Here is a 19,167-nt window from a genome sequence, read left to right as displayed (position 1 = left end):
GAAGTGTGGCAAGGCCACGTTTGGCCAGAGCGTCGGCAATGACCACAAGTGAACGGAGAATCGCAGATTGAAGAAAAACAGGAATTTAATAACAGAAAACTATGTATTTATAGATTATACTTGGTCGTTTACTGAAAAAAAAGTATTTTTGCTGACGATTGGAAAGTGGTACACTTTTCAATTACCATGTAAAATATAAATAGCATCTTTTGCACCGAGTGGTGTTATGGCAAGAGAAAAAAATCAAATATTATAGACTGAATATCATAATTCAAAGTTGATATGCCTGATAAACTGATACTTTTGCATCGAAACACAAAAATGAGATATAATCCCATAAAAAACACTGAGATAAACAGAATTTTTATTTAACACAAACTTCTTATTTCTGAGATAAGATGTTGATGTCCGCGACGGATAGTACATTTCTCTTATAATTGGTTAATTAAAAGATTTGTTTTTCAAACCTAAATAAAAATAATAAAAGTACTAAAAACATGAAGCAATTGAATTGTGGTAATTGGGACCATTATGGTGCCAAACTAACTTTGCTAAGCCTGATAACGCTATGCCCTGGCTATGCTATGGCGCAAAAAACAATATCGGGTACCGTGACTGACACGAATGGAGAGCCTATTATTGGGGCAAGCGTACTCGTGAAAGGCACATCTCAAGGAGTGGTGACCGATCTTGACGGTCGATACATCCTCAAAGATGTAGCTGACAAGGCTACATTAAGTATATCGTACGTGGGATATAAACCGCAAAATATATCTACAAACGGTCGTGCGAGTATTAATATCACCCTGAAAGAAGATAACGAACTTCTGGATGAGGTGGTTGTGGTAGGTTATGGTGTACAGCGCAAAAGTGATGTGACGGGAGCGCTGGCTCATATCGACAGTAAGGATCTTACAGCGATGCCGGTGAGTAATGCCTTAGAGGGTATGCAGGGTAAAACGGCTGGTGTGGACATTACCAACTCACAACGACCGGGTACTGTGGGCTCGATCACGATTCGCGGACAGCGCAGTATCAGCGCAAGCAGTTCGCCTCTGTATGTCGTAGATGGTATGATTATCCAGAATAATGGTATTGACGGTATTAACCCTAACGATATCGAAAGTATCGAGGTACTGAAGGATGCTTCGGCTACCGCTGTCTATGGTGCCCGTGGTGCTAACGGTGTGGTTATCGTGACGACAAAAAAAGGAAAAGAGGGTAAGGTTTCTGTGAATTATTCTGGTAAGCTCACCGTTTCGACACTGTCTGACGTGGCAGACTGGATGACGGCTGCTGAATGGTTGCAGTATGCACGCTATGCGTATTATAATGCAGGCAGCTATAATTCGAGCAGCGATTTTGCACCTGATTACGACCTGGACTACAAATTCTTTGGCAGTTCTGCCGGATGGTCAAACATCGAACAGGCCTGGAGTAATGGTACCTACGATGCCAGCAAGGTGGGGTCGTATGACTGGACGTCGCAAGCCAAACAGACGGGTATAACGCATGAGCATACCCTGAGTGTGTCGGGAGGTACGGATAAGATCAAAGCATACGGCTCTTTCGGCTACCTGAATCAGAAAGGTACAGAAATAGGTCAGTCTTATCAGAGATTTACATTTAATAATTCTGTCGATATCAAACCGCTGAAGTGGTTTGCTATGGGAGTTACGATGAATGCTTCGTACGGTGATCAGAATTATGGCTATAACTATGCCAAGAGTACGACGGGTGCGGGCAGCTACTACAGTGCGATGCGGTCTATGATACCATGGACGGTACCTTATGACAGTAATGGCAATCTGGTGACGACTCCATTCGCCTATAATGCAACACTCGAAAATCCTATCGAGGAGATCAATTACACGACCAATAAACGTAAAAACTTCCGTATCAATGGTAGTGCTTTCGCACAGCTTGACTTCGGTGAAATGTGGGAACCCCTCCAGGGTCTTTCTTATCGTATCCAGTTTGGTCCCGAATTGCAATACTATCGCCAGGGTACATTCTACGATGAAGAAGGTATCAATGGTGCAGGAAACAACGTGGCGCAATATACGCCTTACCAGCGTGTAGCCTGGACACTGGATAACTTGCTCTATTATAACAAGACCTTCGCTCAACACCACAAGATGGGTCTTACGCTGTTGCAAAGTGCCTCTTCTTCGCATTATGAAACCGCTACGCTGAAGGCGAATGTAGCTACATCAGAAGAGCTCTGGTATAATATGAGTTCGAATGCCGACCCACTGACCTACTCTACCGGTCTATCCGAAGATCAGCTGGCGTCTTATATGATAAGAGGTAACTACAGTTATAAAGACAAATATCTGGCTACGGCAAGTATTCGCTGGGATGGCAGTTCCCGTCTTTCCGAAGGACATAAATGGGCCAGTTTCCCATCATTCTCTTTAGGATGGAGAGTAGACCAGGAATCTTTTATGAGCAAGGTAGACTGGGTAAGCAACCTGAAAGTACGCGTAGGTTGGGGTATATCAGGCAACTATGCGATTTCTGCCTATGGCACCAAAGGCGCTGTACAGACATTATATTATAACTGGGGATCAGACACCTCCTCACTCGGTTCTGTTCCATCGGATGCTTCAGCGAAGAGCCCGAACAAGATGGCAAACCAGGATTTGGGTTGGGAACGAACCTACCAATGGAACTTCGGTCTGGATTACGGTTTCCTGAATAATCGCATCAATGGTACGCTCGATGTGTATACCAGCAGAACGCGCGACCTGCTGATGGCTATGACGATACCGTCGCTTACAGGCTACACCTCTACTTACGCCAATGTGGGCGCTACCTCCGGCTGGGGTATCGACTTGTCGCTCAATGCGATACCAGTAAAGACACGCGACTTTACATGGAGCAGCACACTTACCTGGTCGCTCGACCGTAATAAGATTACGGCGCTGGCGAATGGTGTAACCGAGGATGTCAACAACAGATGGTTTGTAGGCGAAGAAATCGGTGTATATTATGACTATGTATACGATGGTATCTGGAAAACATCTGAGGCAGAAGAGGCGGCTAAGTATGACCGCAAACCGGGACAGATCAAGATAAAAGATATGAACGAGGATGACAAGATCGATGCCAACGACCGACGGATAGTAGGCCGAATACGTCCACGCTGGTCGGCTGGCTGGAATAACACGTTCAACTATAAAAACTGGGAGCTGAGCTTCTTCATCTATAGCCGATGGAAATTCACGGTAAACAAGGGTGCAGAAACACTGGGCGGTATGTACATGATGCGTGATGTGGACTACTGGATAGCAGGTGAAAACGAGGATGCTGAATACTATGCACCAGGTAGTAACGGTATCGGTGCTGCTGATACCTACTCTTCATCCATGAACTACCAGGATGGTTCGTATATCAAGATGCGTAATATCTCTTTGGGTTACAACTTCAGTCAGCGTCAACTCAAGAAAATCGGATTGAACAGTCTGAAAGTGTATGTACAGGCACAAAATCCTTTTACGATTTACAAGAAGGTGAAATGGCTGGATACCGACCTGATCAACTATGATAACAATAGCACATCTTATGGTTCGTATACCACCATTCGCAGTTGGGTAGTAGGCCTCAACATCGGTTTCTAACCCACTACTCCACTTCATGTATCCTATTAACGTGAATAAAAAAAACATCATGAAATTACATTATCAATATATCGCTTCTATAGCGCTCACTTCCGCATTAGCCTTAACATCATGCGGAGACTCTTTTCTGGAAGAAAATCTAACGACATCTAAAAGCACACAGGTATATACCACACAGGATGGTATCGACGAACTGGTAACAGGTGCGTATAGTAAACTCAAATTTAAGTTTAACTACATCTGGGGCATAGAGTGCTACAATATGGGTGTCGATGAATTTACCAGTGGTGCTAACAATATGACGGGCTGGAATGCGTATTCTACCAGTCTTAACTCCAGTGAGACCGGCGCTAACCAACCGCTGTGGGATAATATGTACGGTCTGATAGAACCGGCTAATATCATTATCAACAATGTACCGCAATACTACAGTAGCTCGTCGGCTACCTATAACACCCGTCTTGGCGAAGGCTATTTCCTTCGTGCCTATGGCTATTTCGAACTCGTCAAGCAGTTTGGTGGTGTACCTCTCAAACTCAATCCTTCTACAGGTGTAGAAACCTACTTTACCCGAAACAGCGAAGAAGAGTGTTATGCGCAAATCATTTCTGATTTCGAAAAGGCTTATGAGCTGTTACCAGAGAAGGGCGAAGCTACAGGCCGAATTACGAAGAGCGCTGCAGCACACTTCCTGGCTAAAGCACATCTATTCCGTGCCTCAGAACTGTACAGCAGTTGGAATACGAATTACCAGGAAGCTGACCTTCAGGCTGTTATCAAATATGGCAAGGAAGTCATCGACGCTCATCCCCTTTGCAATGACTTCGTAGAACTCTGGGATTACAAGGCACCGAATGGTGATAACGAAAATGTAAGCGAGGTCGTATTGGCAGCACAGTTCTCTGACGATAACGACACTTGGGGAAGATATGGCAACCAGATGCACCTCTATTATCCAAGTGTATATCAAAACCTTGGCGGATGTCTTCGTGATATATCCGGCGACCGTGAGTTTTGCTATGTCAGCGCTACCGAGTATAGTATGCAAGTGTTCGATCGGGTAAACGACTCCCGATTCTGGAAGAGTTTCATCACTACCTATAACTGTAACAGTGCGTCGGGTGCACCAAGCTATGACTCTACAGCCGTGGCTGCTGGCGTAGCTCCTGCAGGAACAGCTGTCGGTGAAAAGCGCTTTGGTTCGGGTGATATCGCTATCAAGTATATTGTCAACAATCCGGGTGATACTCGCTATACCGATTTTACCGGAAAGAAATCGGAAGATGCTGTGCTCAAGGATGGCAAACTCGTTCCACAGCACTGTTTTGTACGCTACTACAAAGGCGAGAACTTCAGTTGGAATATTTCGAGCAGCAATACCACGGGTAACTATTATAATCTGATGCCTGCCATTAACCGATCAGTAGCACTCAGCAAATTTCGTGATGGCTATCGTGTAGATTACAGTTCACAGTTTGGTACTCGAGATGCTATCATCGCCCGCTCAGCTGACGATGTGCTGATGGTGGCAGAAGCCTACGCCCGACAGAAAGACTATACGAATGCCATCACCTACCTCAATAAGGTGCGCGACCGTGCCGGCTATGCGTCTGGTGAAAATAGAAGTAAGCATGTAGACGGTGGACAGGCGTATAAAAACAATCCATACTGCTCTGGAGGAACAGCTGGTCGTAGCGGTACCACTGCTGCTATTTATTGTGAGACCAATACCTATTATGAGTCGAACAATATCGCAGAAACCACCGAATCGACCAAGAGCGAGATGCATTTGAATTCGATAGATGATATTCTGAATTCTCCTACCGACACCCCTATCTATCAAGCTTTGGATCTATCGTCAGAATACGACAAAGTCATGTGTTTCATCCTGAATGAACGTACCCGTGAGCTGATAGGCGAAAGTCATCGATGGGAAGATTTGGCACGCACCAAGACCCTCGAAAGTCGATGGAAAGCATTCAACTGTGCTTCTACTCTTGGACAAGGTACTTTTGATGCCAGCAAACATTACTATCGCCCGATTCCACAGTCGTTCTTAGACGGAATCACAAATGAAGATGGCAGCAATCTGACAGACGCTCAAAAAGAAGCTATGCAAAATCCTGGATATTAGTAGTATGGATACCCGATCATCGAATACATACTGATTCATTGGGTTATCAGATTATTTGAAAAAAGAAAAGCCTGGTGTATGATAATACATCAGGCTTTTCCGGATTTTGTTGACGCAGTGCATAAGATATGAAGAACTTTTCTAACAATATATATATCAAATAATAGCAACAAACATGATGTAAGAATAAAATCATGTTGAACAAACAATTGGGAGATAAGAACATATCCTCCCAGTAATACAATTGCTAGGAAAAGTATATTGATCATCTTCTTCCGCAAAAAACAAAGATTGAAATTATATATTATTACAAAGAAAGCAACAGATAATAAAGAACATAAATATCCGGCAAATAGAGCATAGTTAAATAATTCATCTACAATACTTTCTAGTTTCTGTAGAGTCAGACAATTAAATATGAAAGCTATCAATTGTCCAATAAAAGCAATGCCGGCAATCGTATTTATGAAAATTTTCATTTTCTAACTATTTATGTCACGAAGGCTGGTACGGTCGGTGAACAGAGCGTAGCTCAACTCATACTTTGGAACAAAATCCATCAGCTGAGAGAAGACTGTTTTTTCTGATAGGCATAACGAGTCTAAATTGGATAAGCACTGAGTTCATCGTTGTCTTTTTTTAATTCTACGATGCCATATGACATTTTCTGATGTATCACCTTTTAAAATAATAATATTCTTTTTATAAGCAACAATTGGTATTGTTTCATTCATGATTATATTTCCTCTTCTAATAGTATATTCGAACAATGTATCGTTTGCTATTTTGAATTTAAGGCCCCATACCTCCGTATGATATGTCCAATCATCATCAAGAAATTTGACAGAAGAATCTCTTTTAGAATACTCCGTGATTACTCCATTGTCATATCGTGACCAATATCCAACATTGTTATGGGTAATTACTTCAAAAAGGGACTGTCTGCAAGATATTAAAGACAACCCTGTAATGATTAAATATATTATTTGTTTTTTGGATTTCTGAGATCCTTTCCTAATATAACGCATTCTTGTAAAAATAAAGAAGTTGATATTTTATTGTTAATAATTTCAAATGAAGCACACCCCTGTCTGTGTCACCTCGATGTCACGAAGGCTGGTACGGTCGGTGAACAAATTAGAAGTCTATTCTATATTTTCTGGGGACAGCATTACAGAACACAAAGAATCAGCTCTTTCCTTATAATATTGCATTGGTTTCCAATCTTGGCGAGGAAGTTTATTATCTTTGAGAAGATTATATATTATATCTGCACAATTAAAATGGCCTAAATCTGATCCTTTTCTAAGATAATAAAGTGCCAATTCTTTTATCTCAGTATTTTTACTATTAGCGAACATGTTGTTTTCTTTATATCCGAATAATAAACGATAAACCTCATAACATGCATACATATCATCATATTTCTCTGCCATAAGCAAATCATAGAATAAAATATCATATTGCTTTTGGGTTGGCATACAACATAATTCATCACCAGGAAAACACAAGTAAGATAATTCATTATAGGCATCATGATTACCATATTTTACAATTTGTTGCTTTAAACTATCTTCTATTAAAGAAGTTCTATTTGTACAAGAAATATCCTTCTTATAATTAAACATGAAAACAAAAGTTGTGCAAATTGCCCCTATTACTATTCCAATAAATATAAATAAAACTTTTTTCATCTTTTGTAAATTTTAGGTGTATTAAATAGGCCAGTCCTTTGTCTCGTCCATATACGCAAGTGTGTACTTAGGAATAAACTTCAGGCCAGAGTGATACAGCTTAGCAGAGAACGCTTTCTGTGTCGCCTCGATGTCACGAAGGCTGGTACGGTCGGTGAACAAATTAGAAGTCTATTCTAGATTTTCTGGGGACAGCATTACAGAACGCAAAGAATCAGCTCTTTCCTTATAATATTGCATTGGTTTCCAATCTTGGCGAGGAAGTTTATTATCTTTGAGAAGATTATATATTATATCTGCACAATTATAATGGCCTAAATCTGATCCTTTTCTAAGATAATAAAGTGCCAATTCTTTTATCTCAGTATTTTTACTATTAGCGAACATGTTATCTTCATATCCGACTAATAAATAATAAACCTCATAACATGCATACATATCATCATATTTCTCTGCCATAAGCAAATCATAGAATAAAATATCATAATGCTTTTGGGTTGGGAAACATAATTCATCATCAGGAAAACACAATGCATATAATTCATAATAGGCATCATGATTACCATATTTTACAATTTGTTGCTTTAAACTATCTTCTATTAAAGAAGTTCTATTTGCACAAGAAATATCCTTCTTATAATTAAACATGAAAACAAAAGTTGTGCAAATTGCCCCTATTACTATTCCAATAAATATAAATAAAACTTTTTTCATCTTTTGTAAATTTTAGGTGTATTAAAATGATCCTTGACATTAGTAATGATAGGTCAAAGCTTCATTTAGTCGTGGTAGCCGTAATAAGATTAAAAGACGGGGTTCATCGTTGTCTTTTTTTAATTCTACGATGCCATATGACATCTTCTGATAATTTGTTTTTTATAAATAAAGTGTTCTTATTATAACCAACAATATGTGTTGTATCAACCATGATTATATTTCCTCTTCTAATAGTATAAAAGAACATTGTATCGTTCGTTATTTTGAATTTAAGGCCCCATAGTTGTGGTACATGCGTATGATATGTCCAATCATCATCAAGAAATTTGACAGAAGAATCTCTTTTAGAATACTCCGTGATTACTCCATTGTCATATCGTGACCAATATCCAACATTGTTATGGGTAATTACTTCAAAAAGGGACTGTCTGCAAGATATTAAAGACAACCCTGTAATGATTAAATATATTATTTGTTTTTTGGATTTCTGAGATCCTTTCCTAATATAACGCATTCGTTTCATTCATGATTATATTTCCTCTTGAATCTGCCCAATGAAGGGTCATACATGCGAGCTAAATAGTCATAAGTATCAAGACCATTCGAACGGTCAAATTCTTTGCCGTTATACCTCTCCTTAAATTCACCACGATTACCAGAATTTATATTTCCATCTTTTTGTTTTCATGATAATTCATTTGGCCATAATAGAATTAAGTTATACGACTTAATCAGATATATAAAAAATAAGTGATTAATTTTCTTACAAAATTATATATAAACTAGAAACATTGTTTATTTTTTTAACTTTTTTTTGTACTCAATAGGTAACTTTCATATTCGTGACCTGATAGGCGAAAGTCATCGATGGGAAGATTTGGCACGCACCAAGACCCTCGAAAGTCGATGGAAAGCATTCAACTGTGCTTCTACTCTTGGACAAGGTACTTTTGATGCCAGCAAACATTTGGGTTATCAGATTATTTGAAAAAATGAAAAGCCTGGTGTATGATAATACATCAGGCTTTTCCGTTTGATTAATCCGTATTTTCATGATGAAGACGACAGATTGAAACACGCCATTTACAAGTGTTTCTGAAAAAACTCAAGTATCGTCTGTTGTGCTTTCTTATCGCAACTGTGAGGAATATCCCATAGTTCAGTCTGCAGTTTATCTTCGGCATGCTGACTTTTCCATATCGCATGCAGCTTGTCGAATGCTTTCTTTACACCAGGAACAGGGAAGAGTTTATCCTTTTCTCCGTTAATCAAGAGCATGGCTTTCGGACAAGCAAGGCTGGCTATATCAGGATAGTCTAACCAACGACGTAAACCAGGAAGACAGTTGGCAAAACCACCATTCTCTGTACGCTTATACTTAAAACTCATCTGTTCGTCGGTCGTTACCATCCAACAGACAGAGGCACTCGCCTGAATACGATCGCTCAACGCAGCCAACATCCACGAACGATACCCTCCCATAGACCATCCAACACACCCTATACGCTTGCTATCTACCTCCGGCATTTGAGCCAGAAACTCTGTACCAGAGATATCATCATACGTCATCCAGGCAGAGAGATCGATACCATACATCATCATGTTGCCGGCTATCATATCATATTTATCACGACGGGCACCTTCCATCTGTCCACGTTCTCCCCACATCGGTGCATCGGCAGAATAGACAACATAGCCATGCTTGGCAAGATAGTCGCCTAAGAATTGACCACCATATCCCGCAGACCATTCTTCGGCATCACGCTTCACTTCATCCGTCTCACAAGCCAAGGGGCGAATCATCTTCTCCTTACCGATAAAGAGGTGTGCCCCATGATCGTGCAGGGCATTGACAGCAGGAAAAGGTCCCTTACCATCAGGTATTAAGACATAAGCCGGCACGGTATAATAGCGAGATAAACGAATCTCTATCTTTCTCGCCTTATAGCCATCACGCTGTTCTTCATAGAGCACTTTCGTCTCATAGCCATGAGACGGTGCAGGAGGAGGCATCAACATACAGTCGAACACTTTTTGACGTGCTTTCTTTCGCCATTTATTAAAGTTCTTGATACCACTATTTTCCCATGATAAAGGATAATCTAAATCAGCGATTAACTGTTCGGCATAAACGGGAAGATTACGCTTGAACTCATATTTTTCTCGCTTCTGTGCATATACAGTAAGACAAACCGCACTCAAGAGACATACGGTCAACAGACTTTTTCTCATGATTTTATCTTTTTTAAGTAGTCACTAGGATTTACGCCAAACTCATCTTTAAAGCATTTTCTAAAATAAGGTAAACTACTGAACCCCACTTCGTAAGCGATTTCACTAATCGTATATTTATTCTCGAGCAGGAGTTTTTCAGCATAATGCATCTTGTAATGCCGGATATACTCATTAGTACCGATACCCGTAAGCGCTTTAATTTTACGATACATACTCGAAATGCTCATATTGAGTTTGCCGGTAAGATAATCCATATCGAGTGTACCCTTCATATTTTCATCGATTAAAGCATGAAAACGCTCAAAGAACTGCTGGTCATTCTTATTCATGGATTCCATGAATATCTTATGCTTTTCATCCATGGACGATGTCTTATCAACCGACTGCGAAGAAAATGATGTAATAATACGCTTGCGCTGGGCGATAAGATTATCGATACGAGTCACAAGCAGCGAACGGCTGAATGGCTTCGTGATATAACTGTCAGCTCCTGCCTCATACCCTTCTTCCTTCGCCTGATTACTATCCTTGGCCGTTAAAAGAATGACAGGGATATGACTGGTACGCATATCTGTCTTCAGCGCCTTGCAGAGTTCATTGCCATCCATAGCAGGCATCATGATATCGCTGATAACGATGGTTGGTATCAGATCGAGGGCCTTGGCCAACCCTTCCCGCCCATCGGCAGCCTGATACACCGTGAAACGATCAGAGAGGGAGTCGGCGATGTATTGGCGGATACCTGCATTATCCTCAATAACCAGAATGGTTTCATCGGTTTCGATTGCCTTGTCACGCTTCTTATCGGTGTCAGCAGAACTGTCGCTGTTCGTCTTATCCTCCAGCATAACAGCGGGTTCTACACCATGAATGGCAGAAGGATAAATATTGTTTTCGTCAAGTGTTACAGTAAAGGTACTCCCCTTCTCCACACTACTCTCCACACGAATAGTACCCTGATGCAAGGTATCGAGTTTTTTGACGAGCGACAAACCGATACCCGTACCAGAAGCCTGATGTTTACCATTTTCCTGATAGAATCGTTCAAAGATATGCGGCAGAGCACTTTCTGCTATACCATACCCCGTATCGGCTACGATGATATCGATAAGATGCTGATTACCCTCACGACGACGCGCGACACGCGATATAACAGAGCCACGCTCCGTATATTTTAAGGCGTTCGACATCAGATTGTCAACGATGATAGCCAACATATCTCTATCGAAATAGGCTTCGATATCAGACTCAGGAGCTTCAAACCGTATCTGGACTTCATGGTTCTGATTTAATTCTATATATTTCCGGGTAATATTTTCTACCGCCTCGACGATATTACCTTTTGTTACCGAGAGTTCACGCGTATCCGTTTCTGTTTTTCTGAATTCCAGGATTTGGGTAATCAGCTTACGAAGTCGTTCGGCGCTATTGAGAATAATATGAAGGCGATGTTTTTCCTTGATAGGAATATCGATGCTCTTACTCATATCTAAAAGAGGACCGATAATTAAGGTCAGTGGTGTACGCAACTCGTGCGTAATATTGGTAAAGAAGCGCATACGCTCCTCATTGAGCAACTGTTCCTGTTCATGCTTATGCTGTTCGGCCGATAACAGATATTCCAGACGAATTTTCTTACGATAGGAATAGACGATATAGAAGACAGCCAAGACGAAAATAACCAAGTATATCATCTTAGCCCACCAGGAGAGCCAGAACGGAGGATTAACACATATATCTATCGAAGAGAGATGACGAGACCACTCCTGATTATGTAATCTGCATTTTACCTCAAGGGTATAATTGCCGTAAGGTAAATTGCGGAAAGTAACCCGATTATCTGCTATCGTCGTCCAGTCATCCGATAAGCCTTTCAGGCGATAAGCATACTCCACTTCGCCTTGCAGGGCATAGTTGAGGCTGTTAAAGATTACGGTAAAAGTATTGTCAGTATACCTCAGATCTACCGCCTTCTTATTCATCAATAGAACGATACTATCAGCGACCCCATTACAGCCTGCAAGATGCATCGACGTAAGATAAACCTGTGGGGCCTGTTCTTTTCGCAATACTCGCGTTGGATCAAAATAGGTTATCCCCTGTGTACTACCGAAGAAGAGTAACCCTTTTGGAGATATGGCCACACTAGAGGGATTAAAGTTGCCCATCGTAATATGGTCGCGATAATCGTAACTTACCAACGACTTTCTACCTGCCAATTTGCAGCTGATACTCTTCACCGTACTCATCCAGATATTCCCCCGACTATCCTCAGCCAGTGCCCGCACATTATTATCGGCATAACCATTGTTATGGCTGTACACCACAAACTGCGGTTTTTCAGGATGACTAACTTCCACCAGTCCACTGCTGGTAGCAAGCCACATGTGTCCATTCTTAGCGAGATGCACGTCATTGACCGTATTAGAAGGTAATCCTTCTTGCAGTGTAAGGTTTTTAAGCTGCTTGAACTGCGGTGAACAAATCACGACACCGCCTCCGAAAGTTCCTATCCAATAGTTACCCTGACGATCTCTGTCGATACTTCGAATCAAACTTTCGGTGAGTTGTGCCCTGGCGATGACCTCATAGCTTGCTTTCTTAATCACAAAAAGACCATTGCTCGTACCCACTAACATCCTGTCGGACAGTTCGTACATACACCGGATATCCTGTGATTCAGAAAAAATGCGTCGCAAACCACCTCCATGAGCACTTTGCACATAGAGATTATCATTAAAGCAACCCAACCATAAGTTACCCTGTCTATCCCGATGAATCACCTGAACAGACCGGCCTGGCAAGTCGATATCACAAGCTACACGATAGCCATTCTTATCAAATACGTTAACCCCATCGCCATCCGTTCCGACAACGAGACGCCCCTGACGGTCGAAAGCCATACCGATGACCGCTTTGATAGACAGATGTTGTTTCGGATTAACAGGGGAATAAAGGATCTGTGAAAATAAGGGTTTACGATGCGCGATAAAGTTAACGCCGCCACCATATAAGCCCAACCATACATTATGATAGTCATCTTCTAATATGCATCGTACACTCGATCCCGAAAGATCATGATCGGAATCGCCCTCACGAATAAACTGAAATTGTGGATATAGCATACCTGCCCCTAACATGGCCTGCAGATGAAGAATTACCACACCATTAAGTTCGGTAGCTATCCACAGTCTCCCATCACTCAACTGCTTGATATCGAAGATACAATAATTACCAACCACCCCTTTACCATAATGTACAAATCGGGCATGCACAGCATCAAATAAATCGAGTCCACCATCACTTCCAATCCAGATGTTCCCCATTTTATCACGGAAAATACAATGTACATCATCGCCCGACAAGGAATAAGGATCATTCGCCTGATGCCGGAAAGTATGAGCAGTACGATTATGGGTATCGATAATACTGAATCCACCTCGCACATGACCTGCATAAATCAGTCCACCCCCCACATCGAGAACACACCAGTTGCTGTTGGTATGCAAACCTTTTACCGTTTTCTGATTATAATGAATAAACCGATCATGCTGCCGGTCATAATAATCGATACCATTCCAATAGGTCGTAATCCAGATACTGCTATCCAGACTAGGCGCCAAAGACGTGATATCATTGGTAGCTATACTATGAATATTCTTGGCATCGTGCAGATAATAGCGAAAAGTATTGCTCTCATAATCGTAAACATCTAATCCGTTACGCTGTGTACCTATCCACATCTTCTTTTCTTTCGGATCATCGAGCAAACAATTAAGATCGTTACCAGAGATAGATTGAGTACCTCTTTTATATAACGAGATAAACTGAGAACCATTAAAGCGATTTAGCCCCTGCTCTGTAGCGACCCATATAAATCCCTGTTTATCTTTAGCCATACTCATCACAAAGTCGCTAGACAAACCATGTTCTTGTCCAAGTTGTTTCACCTGAATGGTTTGGGCTTGAAGAAAACATAAGTCCAATATAAAAGAGGTCAGTATTAGTATGTATTTTATCATGTATATTCTCAATAGATCTTAATTAAGCGCAAAGATACAAAAAAACACACGAAATTCAGTCAAAATAGGACTACAAATCGTTCGATGAACGAAATATATACCCTTTTTGAACGATTTATTATTGTCTTATTAAACATAAATAAGTAAATTTGTGATACTTTTTAAATTAGAAACCTAACAAGAAGAACAACTAAAACCTAAAATTATGGTAAGAATATCTAACTACCTAAAAGGATTAACACTCGTCAGTATGATGTCTGTTGCCACGATGACACTACAATCCTGTAGCGATTCTGACAACTTCACAGCAGTTGACAATGCTGATCCGACTCTCTTGCTGAGTCAATCGACCATCCTCACAGAACCGGGACGTGCTTTCACAATAGAAGGTATCGCCAAGGATGCCGATGGATTAAAGTCTATCCGACTCGTCAATGATGATCTTTATCTGGATAAGACCATTGATTTCCTAACCTATTATCCAGACTCTCTACTCCATGAATATCACCTCAACTATGGGTATAACGGTGATAAAACATGGACAGGAACCGAATCTTTCCCAATACAAATTACAGTAGAAGATGTAATGGGGCATACGTTCACGACAACAGCAAACGTCAGCACTGCAGGCGATTTCTCTGCTCCTACATTTACTACTGCTCCGTCTCCAAATCTTACAGTATTGCTTCAAAATCCGAAGCTAACGTTAAACACGACCGTAGCAGACAACAAGGAACTCGGCTACATTAAAATTTCTATTCCTGCTGTCCATGTCAACGACAGCATCGCGCTAACCGGAACAAGTTATACGCTGCAGAAGGCATACGAACTGCCTGCCACAGAAGCAGAGTATAACATGACCATTACTATTGGTGATAAAGGTGGAAACACAACAAGCACTCAAAGCGTGGTTAAAGTCAGCGAACTACCAGATTTCAGTAGAATGTACTTATCTGATGTAGACGATGCCGCAGACTTGAGTTCCGACCTGTATGGCGTACCGATGTTAATTGAGCACACAGGGGCTTATCAGTACCGCGCACATTATTATAATAAGGCTGCTGGTACCAAGATTCGCTTTATCCCTCAGAAGACAGACTTCCAACCTATTTGCTTCAGTGTAGACCCTAATACAGGCTTGCTAACCAGTGATCCGAGTGCAGGCGACCCAATAGAGCTCCAAGAGACGGGCTACTATGAGTTTACCTTGAATACGGTTACGGGCGAATGGGATATGAAGAAGTGGACACCTACTACTGCTGCGATGACACTTGATGGTACTACTACCGTGAACTTTAAAGATGACTCAGGCGACCAACCTGCTCAAATCTGCCTCGCCGGTGAAGGTTTACCAGGTACAGCCAACTGGACTACGAATCAGAATAATGGTGCCTTTATCCTCTATCAGGATAAGACCAATCCATATCGACTCTATCGCGAAATGAAGCTTACGGCAGGAACAACCCTTTCGTTTACCATTTCACAGACACACTGGTGGGGTTGGTGGCCACAGCCATTCTGGCGTTTTGATGGTAGCGATGAGAACGAGGCTAACGTGCTCAATGGTGGTGATAACATGAAATCTGTCACCGTAAAGACAGATGGCACATATCTCTTCGAGTTCGACTATGCCCTCTTACGTTCACGGATTACCTTGGTGAAATAATCGACAATAAACATTAATCAATATCATTAATCATATGAAACGATATATATTATTCCTATTTATATCTCTTCTTACCTTTAGCCTTCACGCTCAAAATATCGATGTGACAGGTACGGTTATCGGAGAGAGTGACCAGGAGCCTATTATTGGTGCTTATGTCAAAGTAAAGGGTTCCACAGCAGGAGCTGTTACCGACTTAAACGGTACGTATATGCTCAAAGGGGTCAGTGGTAAGGCTACGCTGGTTATTTCCTGTGTCGGCTATGCTACTCAAGAAATTCCGGTAAAGGATCGTCATACTCTTAATATTACACTGAAAGACGAGGCTTCCGACTTGAATGAGGTGGTGGTCATCGGTTATGGTGCGGTCAAGAAGGGTGATCTGACGAGTAGTATTTCTGCCATCAAAGGTGATAAACTGGAGCATATGTCTACGGGTAATGTCATGAATGCATTGCAGGGACAGGTGAACGGTGTACAGATTAGTAACGCCGGTGGACCGGGTGCTTCTCCTCGCGTTATCATCCGTGGTATCAGTACCATTAATGGTTCTGACCCGCTCTATGTCGTCGATGGTATGCCTGTAGGTACCAATATCAACTTCCTGAATCAGAATGATATCGAAAGCATGCAGGTGTTGAAGGATGCTTCTGCTTCTGCTATCTATGGTACGCGTGGTAGTAATGGTGTGATCCTGATTACAACCAAGAAGGGTGCAGCAGGCAAGACTAAGTTTAATGCTTCGGCTACATGGGGCTTCCAGACCCTCTCTAAACCAGATATCGCAGGGGCAGACGAATATCGTCAGGTATTTAATACCCGCTATACCAACGATGGTCATACCAGTATTTTCAATGAGACAAGTGATGACGGTCGCTCTTCTTTGGGCAATACAGACTGGTGGGACGAAACCATGCGTGATGTCGCTTTGCAGCAGAACTACAACTTTGGTTTCTCTGGCGGTAACGATAAGTATATCTATAGTGCAAGTATCGGATACTATCGTCAAGACTCACAGTATAAGACGGGCAACTGGCAGAAACTCTCTGCCCGATTCTCGATGGAATACAATTTCAATAAGATTGTTAAAGCAGGTATAGATTTTACACCTCGATATGAGAATTGGGATGATACTCCTTCTCTGCTTGGTGCGATCATGGCGATGGACCCTACTACTCCTGTTATGAATGATGAGGATAAATGGGTTTCTAATCCTTATAGCAACTATGCTCGCTCACATAATAACCAGGAATGGAACCCGGTAGCCTCTATGAATCGTCTCGATTCCGGTGCTGACGAATATGCACTCCTTGCTACTCCATTTGTACAGATCTCTCCGATCAAGGGACTTACTTTCCGCACTCAGTTTGGTGTGAATGCTCGTTTCCGCATGACCAACAGTTTTGTACCGGAATTCTTCATCGACAACCTGGAACAGCAGAATCCATCTACCGTTTCCAGTTCGCATGAAAACTGGATCGACTGGAACTGGACCAACACGCTCTCTTACATGAAGACTTTCAATAAGAAGCACAATCTTAATGTCATGGCTGGTTATACCGTAGAGCGTTTCCAGGACTATCAGTTATACGGCAGTCGCGACGATGTGCCATCTTCTATCGAAGAAATGCGCTATATCAACGCAGGTACTACCAATCAGCAGGTCAGCGGTGTCGCTTCCTACAATTCACTGGTATCCTATCTCGGTCGACTGATGTACAATTACGATGAGCGCTATTATCTTACCGCAAGTGTGCGCGTGGATGGTAGTAGTAAATTCCCAAGTGGCAGCAAATATGCCACATTCCCTTCTGTCAGTGGTGCCTGGCGTATCTCCGGCGAGAACTTCATGAAGAATCAGAAAGTATTCGATGACCTGAAACTTCGTCTCGGTTGGGGTAAGGTAGGTAACCAGAATATCTCGAATGATGCCTATATTTCTTCGGTAGGTACCACACGTTATGTATTTGGTACAGATGCAACCACCACAGTAGGTACTGCTGTCAACAGAATCGGTAATACTCAGGTACGCTGGGAGACTGTAGAAGACTTTAATATCGGTGTGGATATGGCTTTCTTGAAAAATCGCTTGAAGGTAACCGCCGACTGGTATACCAAGAAGAGCCATGATATGTTGATGCAGAAAGAAAATCTGCTCGTATTGGGTCTTCCTGCCTGGAACGGTCGGATGTGGGAAAACATCGGTAGCATGAAGGCTACGGGATGGGAACTCGGCTTCAACTGGCAAGACCAGATTAAAGACTTCACTTATGGCGCTTCTTTGAATCTGTCAAGTGTACGCAACAAAGCTGTGAATCTGAATGGTAACTATATCTATACCGGTAGTCACAATGGCGACTATATCATCCGTAACGAAGAAGGTCTCCCAATCAGCCAGTTTTATGGGTATGTCGTAGACGGTCTCTTCCAGAACCAAACCGAAGTGACTTCGTATACGAATGAATATGGTGAGGCCATGCAACCTAACGCACAGCCAGGTGACTTCAGATATAAAGACATCAACTTAGATGGTAAGATTGATGAGAACGATAAGACCTATATCGGCAATCCGTTCCCAGACCTTATGGTAGGTTTCAACCTGAACGCAGCCTATAAGGGCTTCGACTTCCAGGCACAGTTCTATGGTACATTTGGCAATGACATCTACAATCTGAATAAAGAACGTTATTTCGGTCTGAACGGTTCGAATGTATTGGCAGGCACACTCCATGCAGCATGGCATGGAGAAGGAACCAGCTATGATATTCCAAGACTTAGTGTGGACGACCCAAATGGTAACTATACCAAGCCAAGCAGTTACTTTGTAGAGAGTGGAAGCTATTTCCGCTGTAAACTGCTCCAGATAGGCTATACCCTCCCAAAGAGTGTCATGGGCAATGTACAACTTCGTGTATCTCTCTCTGCTCAAAATCTCTTTACCATCACCGGTTATTCTGGCATGGACCCAGAAACCGCTTCAATGGGTAGTGCAACAGAGGCTGGTATCGACTGGACAGGTTATCCTAATCCTCGTACCATACTCTTAGGTTTGAATCTTAACTTCTAAATTGTACGG

General features: G+C 41.9%; 11 protein-coding genes. 5 read left to right on the top strand and 6 right to left on the bottom strand.

Annotated features, from left to right (window positions below; genetic code table 11):
* The first annotated feature begins 497 nt into the window (after positions 1-497).
* Together L6469_RS12715 and L6469_RS12710 are read left to right on the top strand one after the other, a co-directional pair.
* Complete coding sequence (locus L6469_RS12715; protein ID WP_050787953.1) at positions 498-3,623, top strand: SusC/RagA family TonB-linked outer membrane protein; 3,126 nt, start codon at positions 498-500, stop codon at positions 3,621-3,623.
* Between the two features lie 49 nt (positions 3,624-3,672).
* Complete coding sequence (locus tag L6469_RS12710) at positions 3,673-5,757, top strand: RagB/SusD family nutrient uptake outer membrane protein (RefSeq protein WP_074803188.1); 2,085 nt, start codon at positions 3,673-3,675, stop codon at positions 5,755-5,757.
* A gap of 1,145 nt (positions 5,758-6,902) precedes the next feature.
* Here the strand turns inward: L6469_RS12710 and L6469_RS12705 are convergent.
* From L6469_RS12705 to L6469_RS14845, 4 genes are all read right to left on the bottom strand, one after another.
* Positions 6,903-7,451 carry a hypothetical protein gene (locus tag L6469_RS12705; RefSeq protein WP_006281847.1) on the bottom strand — a complete coding sequence of 183 codons (549 nt, stop codon included), beginning with the start codon at positions 7,449-7,451 and terminating at the stop codon, positions 6,903-6,905.
* Between the two features lie 21 nt (positions 7,452-7,472).
* A complete protein-coding gene (locus L6469_RS12700) occupies positions 7,473-7,613 on the bottom strand; it encodes a DUF4372 domain-containing protein (RefSeq protein ID WP_006281848.1) in 141 nt (46 codons plus the stop codon).
* Positions 7,614-7,622: 9 nt separating this feature from the next.
* Positions 7,623-8,165, bottom strand: coding sequence for a hypothetical protein (locus L6469_RS12695; protein ID WP_006281849.1), 543 nt, complete (start codon positions 8,163-8,165; stop codon positions 7,623-7,625).
* 522 nt (positions 8,166-8,687) lie between these two features.
* Positions 8,688-8,834, bottom strand: coding sequence for a hypothetical protein (locus tag L6469_RS14845; RefSeq protein WP_143067230.1), 147 nt, complete (start codon positions 8,832-8,834; stop codon positions 8,688-8,690).
* A gap of 148 nt (positions 8,835-8,982) precedes the next feature.
* Between L6469_RS14845 and L6469_RS12690 the strand changes: the two genes are divergently transcribed.
* On the top strand, positions 8,983-9,156 hold the full coding sequence (locus L6469_RS12690; protein ID WP_223918722.1) for a hypothetical protein: 174 nt from the start codon (positions 8,983-8,985) through the stop codon (positions 9,154-9,156).
* 95 nt (positions 9,157-9,251) lie between these two features.
* Here L6469_RS12690 and L6469_RS12685 read toward each other — a convergent pair whose 3' ends face one another.
* The gene (locus L6469_RS12685; protein WP_006281850.1) at positions 9,252-10,400 is read right to left on the bottom strand and encodes a dienelactone hydrolase family protein; all 1,149 of its coding nucleotides are present in this window, start codon (positions 10,398-10,400) and stop codon (positions 9,252-9,254) included.
* On the bottom strand, positions 10,397-14,425 hold the full coding sequence (locus tag L6469_RS12680) for a hybrid sensor histidine kinase/response regulator transcription factor (RefSeq protein WP_074803372.1): 4,029 nt from the start codon (positions 14,423-14,425) through the stop codon (positions 10,397-10,399). The genes L6469_RS12685 and L6469_RS12680 overlap by 4 nt, the downstream gene beginning before the upstream one ends.
* A gap of 205 nt (positions 14,426-14,630) precedes the next feature.
* On the opposite strand from L6469_RS12680, the gene L6469_RS12675 reads away from it, so the two are divergent.
* Together L6469_RS12675 and L6469_RS12670 are read left to right on the top strand one after the other, a co-directional pair.
* Positions 14,631-16,091: a hypothetical protein gene (locus L6469_RS12675; RefSeq protein WP_223918723.1), complete on the top strand. Its 1,461-nt coding sequence runs from the start codon at positions 14,631-14,633 to the stop codon at positions 16,089-16,091.
* 34 nt (positions 16,092-16,125) lie between these two features.
* Complete coding sequence (locus L6469_RS12670) at positions 16,126-19,158, top strand: SusC/RagA family TonB-linked outer membrane protein (RefSeq protein WP_237851153.1); 3,033 nt, start codon at positions 16,126-16,128, stop codon at positions 19,156-19,158.
* Positions 19,159-19,167: the final 9 nt, after the last annotated feature.

The organism is Segatella baroniae B14 (assembly GCF_022024235.1).
Classification (GTDB): Bacteria; Bacteroidota; Bacteroidia; order Bacteroidales; family Bacteroidaceae; genus Prevotella; species Prevotella bryantii.
Note: the sequence above shows the minus strand (reverse complement) of the source record. Positions and strands in the feature narration are given on the sequence as shown.

Bases quoted from the DNA above. Each gene is read 5' to 3' on its own strand.
- L6469_RS12685 (WP_006281850.1), bottom strand. From the start codon at position 10,400: ATGAGAAAAAGTCTGTTGACCGTATGTCTCTTGAGTGCGGTTTGTCTT.
- L6469_RS12680 (WP_074803372.1), bottom strand. From the start codon at position 14,425: ATGATAAAATACATACTAATACTGACCTCTTTTATATTGGACTTATGT.
- L6469_RS12710 (WP_074803188.1), top strand. From the start codon at position 3,673: ATGAAATTACATTATCAATATATCGCTTCTATAGCGCTCACTTCCGCA.
- L6469_RS12715 (WP_050787953.1), top strand. From the start codon at position 498: ATGAAGCAATTGAATTGTGGTAATTGGGACCATTATGGTGCCAAACTA.
- L6469_RS12670 (WP_237851153.1), top strand. From the start codon at position 16,126: ATGAAACGATATATATTATTCCTATTTATATCTCTTCTTACCTTTAGC.
- L6469_RS12705 (WP_006281847.1), bottom strand. From the start codon at position 7,451: ATGAAAAAAGTTTTATTTATATTTATTGGAATAGTAATAGGGGCAATT.
- L6469_RS12695 (WP_006281849.1), bottom strand. From the start codon at position 8,165: ATGAAAAAAGTTTTATTTATATTTATTGGAATAGTAATAGGGGCAATT.
- L6469_RS12675 (WP_223918723.1), top strand. From the start codon at position 14,631: ATGGTAAGAATATCTAACTACCTAAAAGGATTAACACTCGTCAGTATG.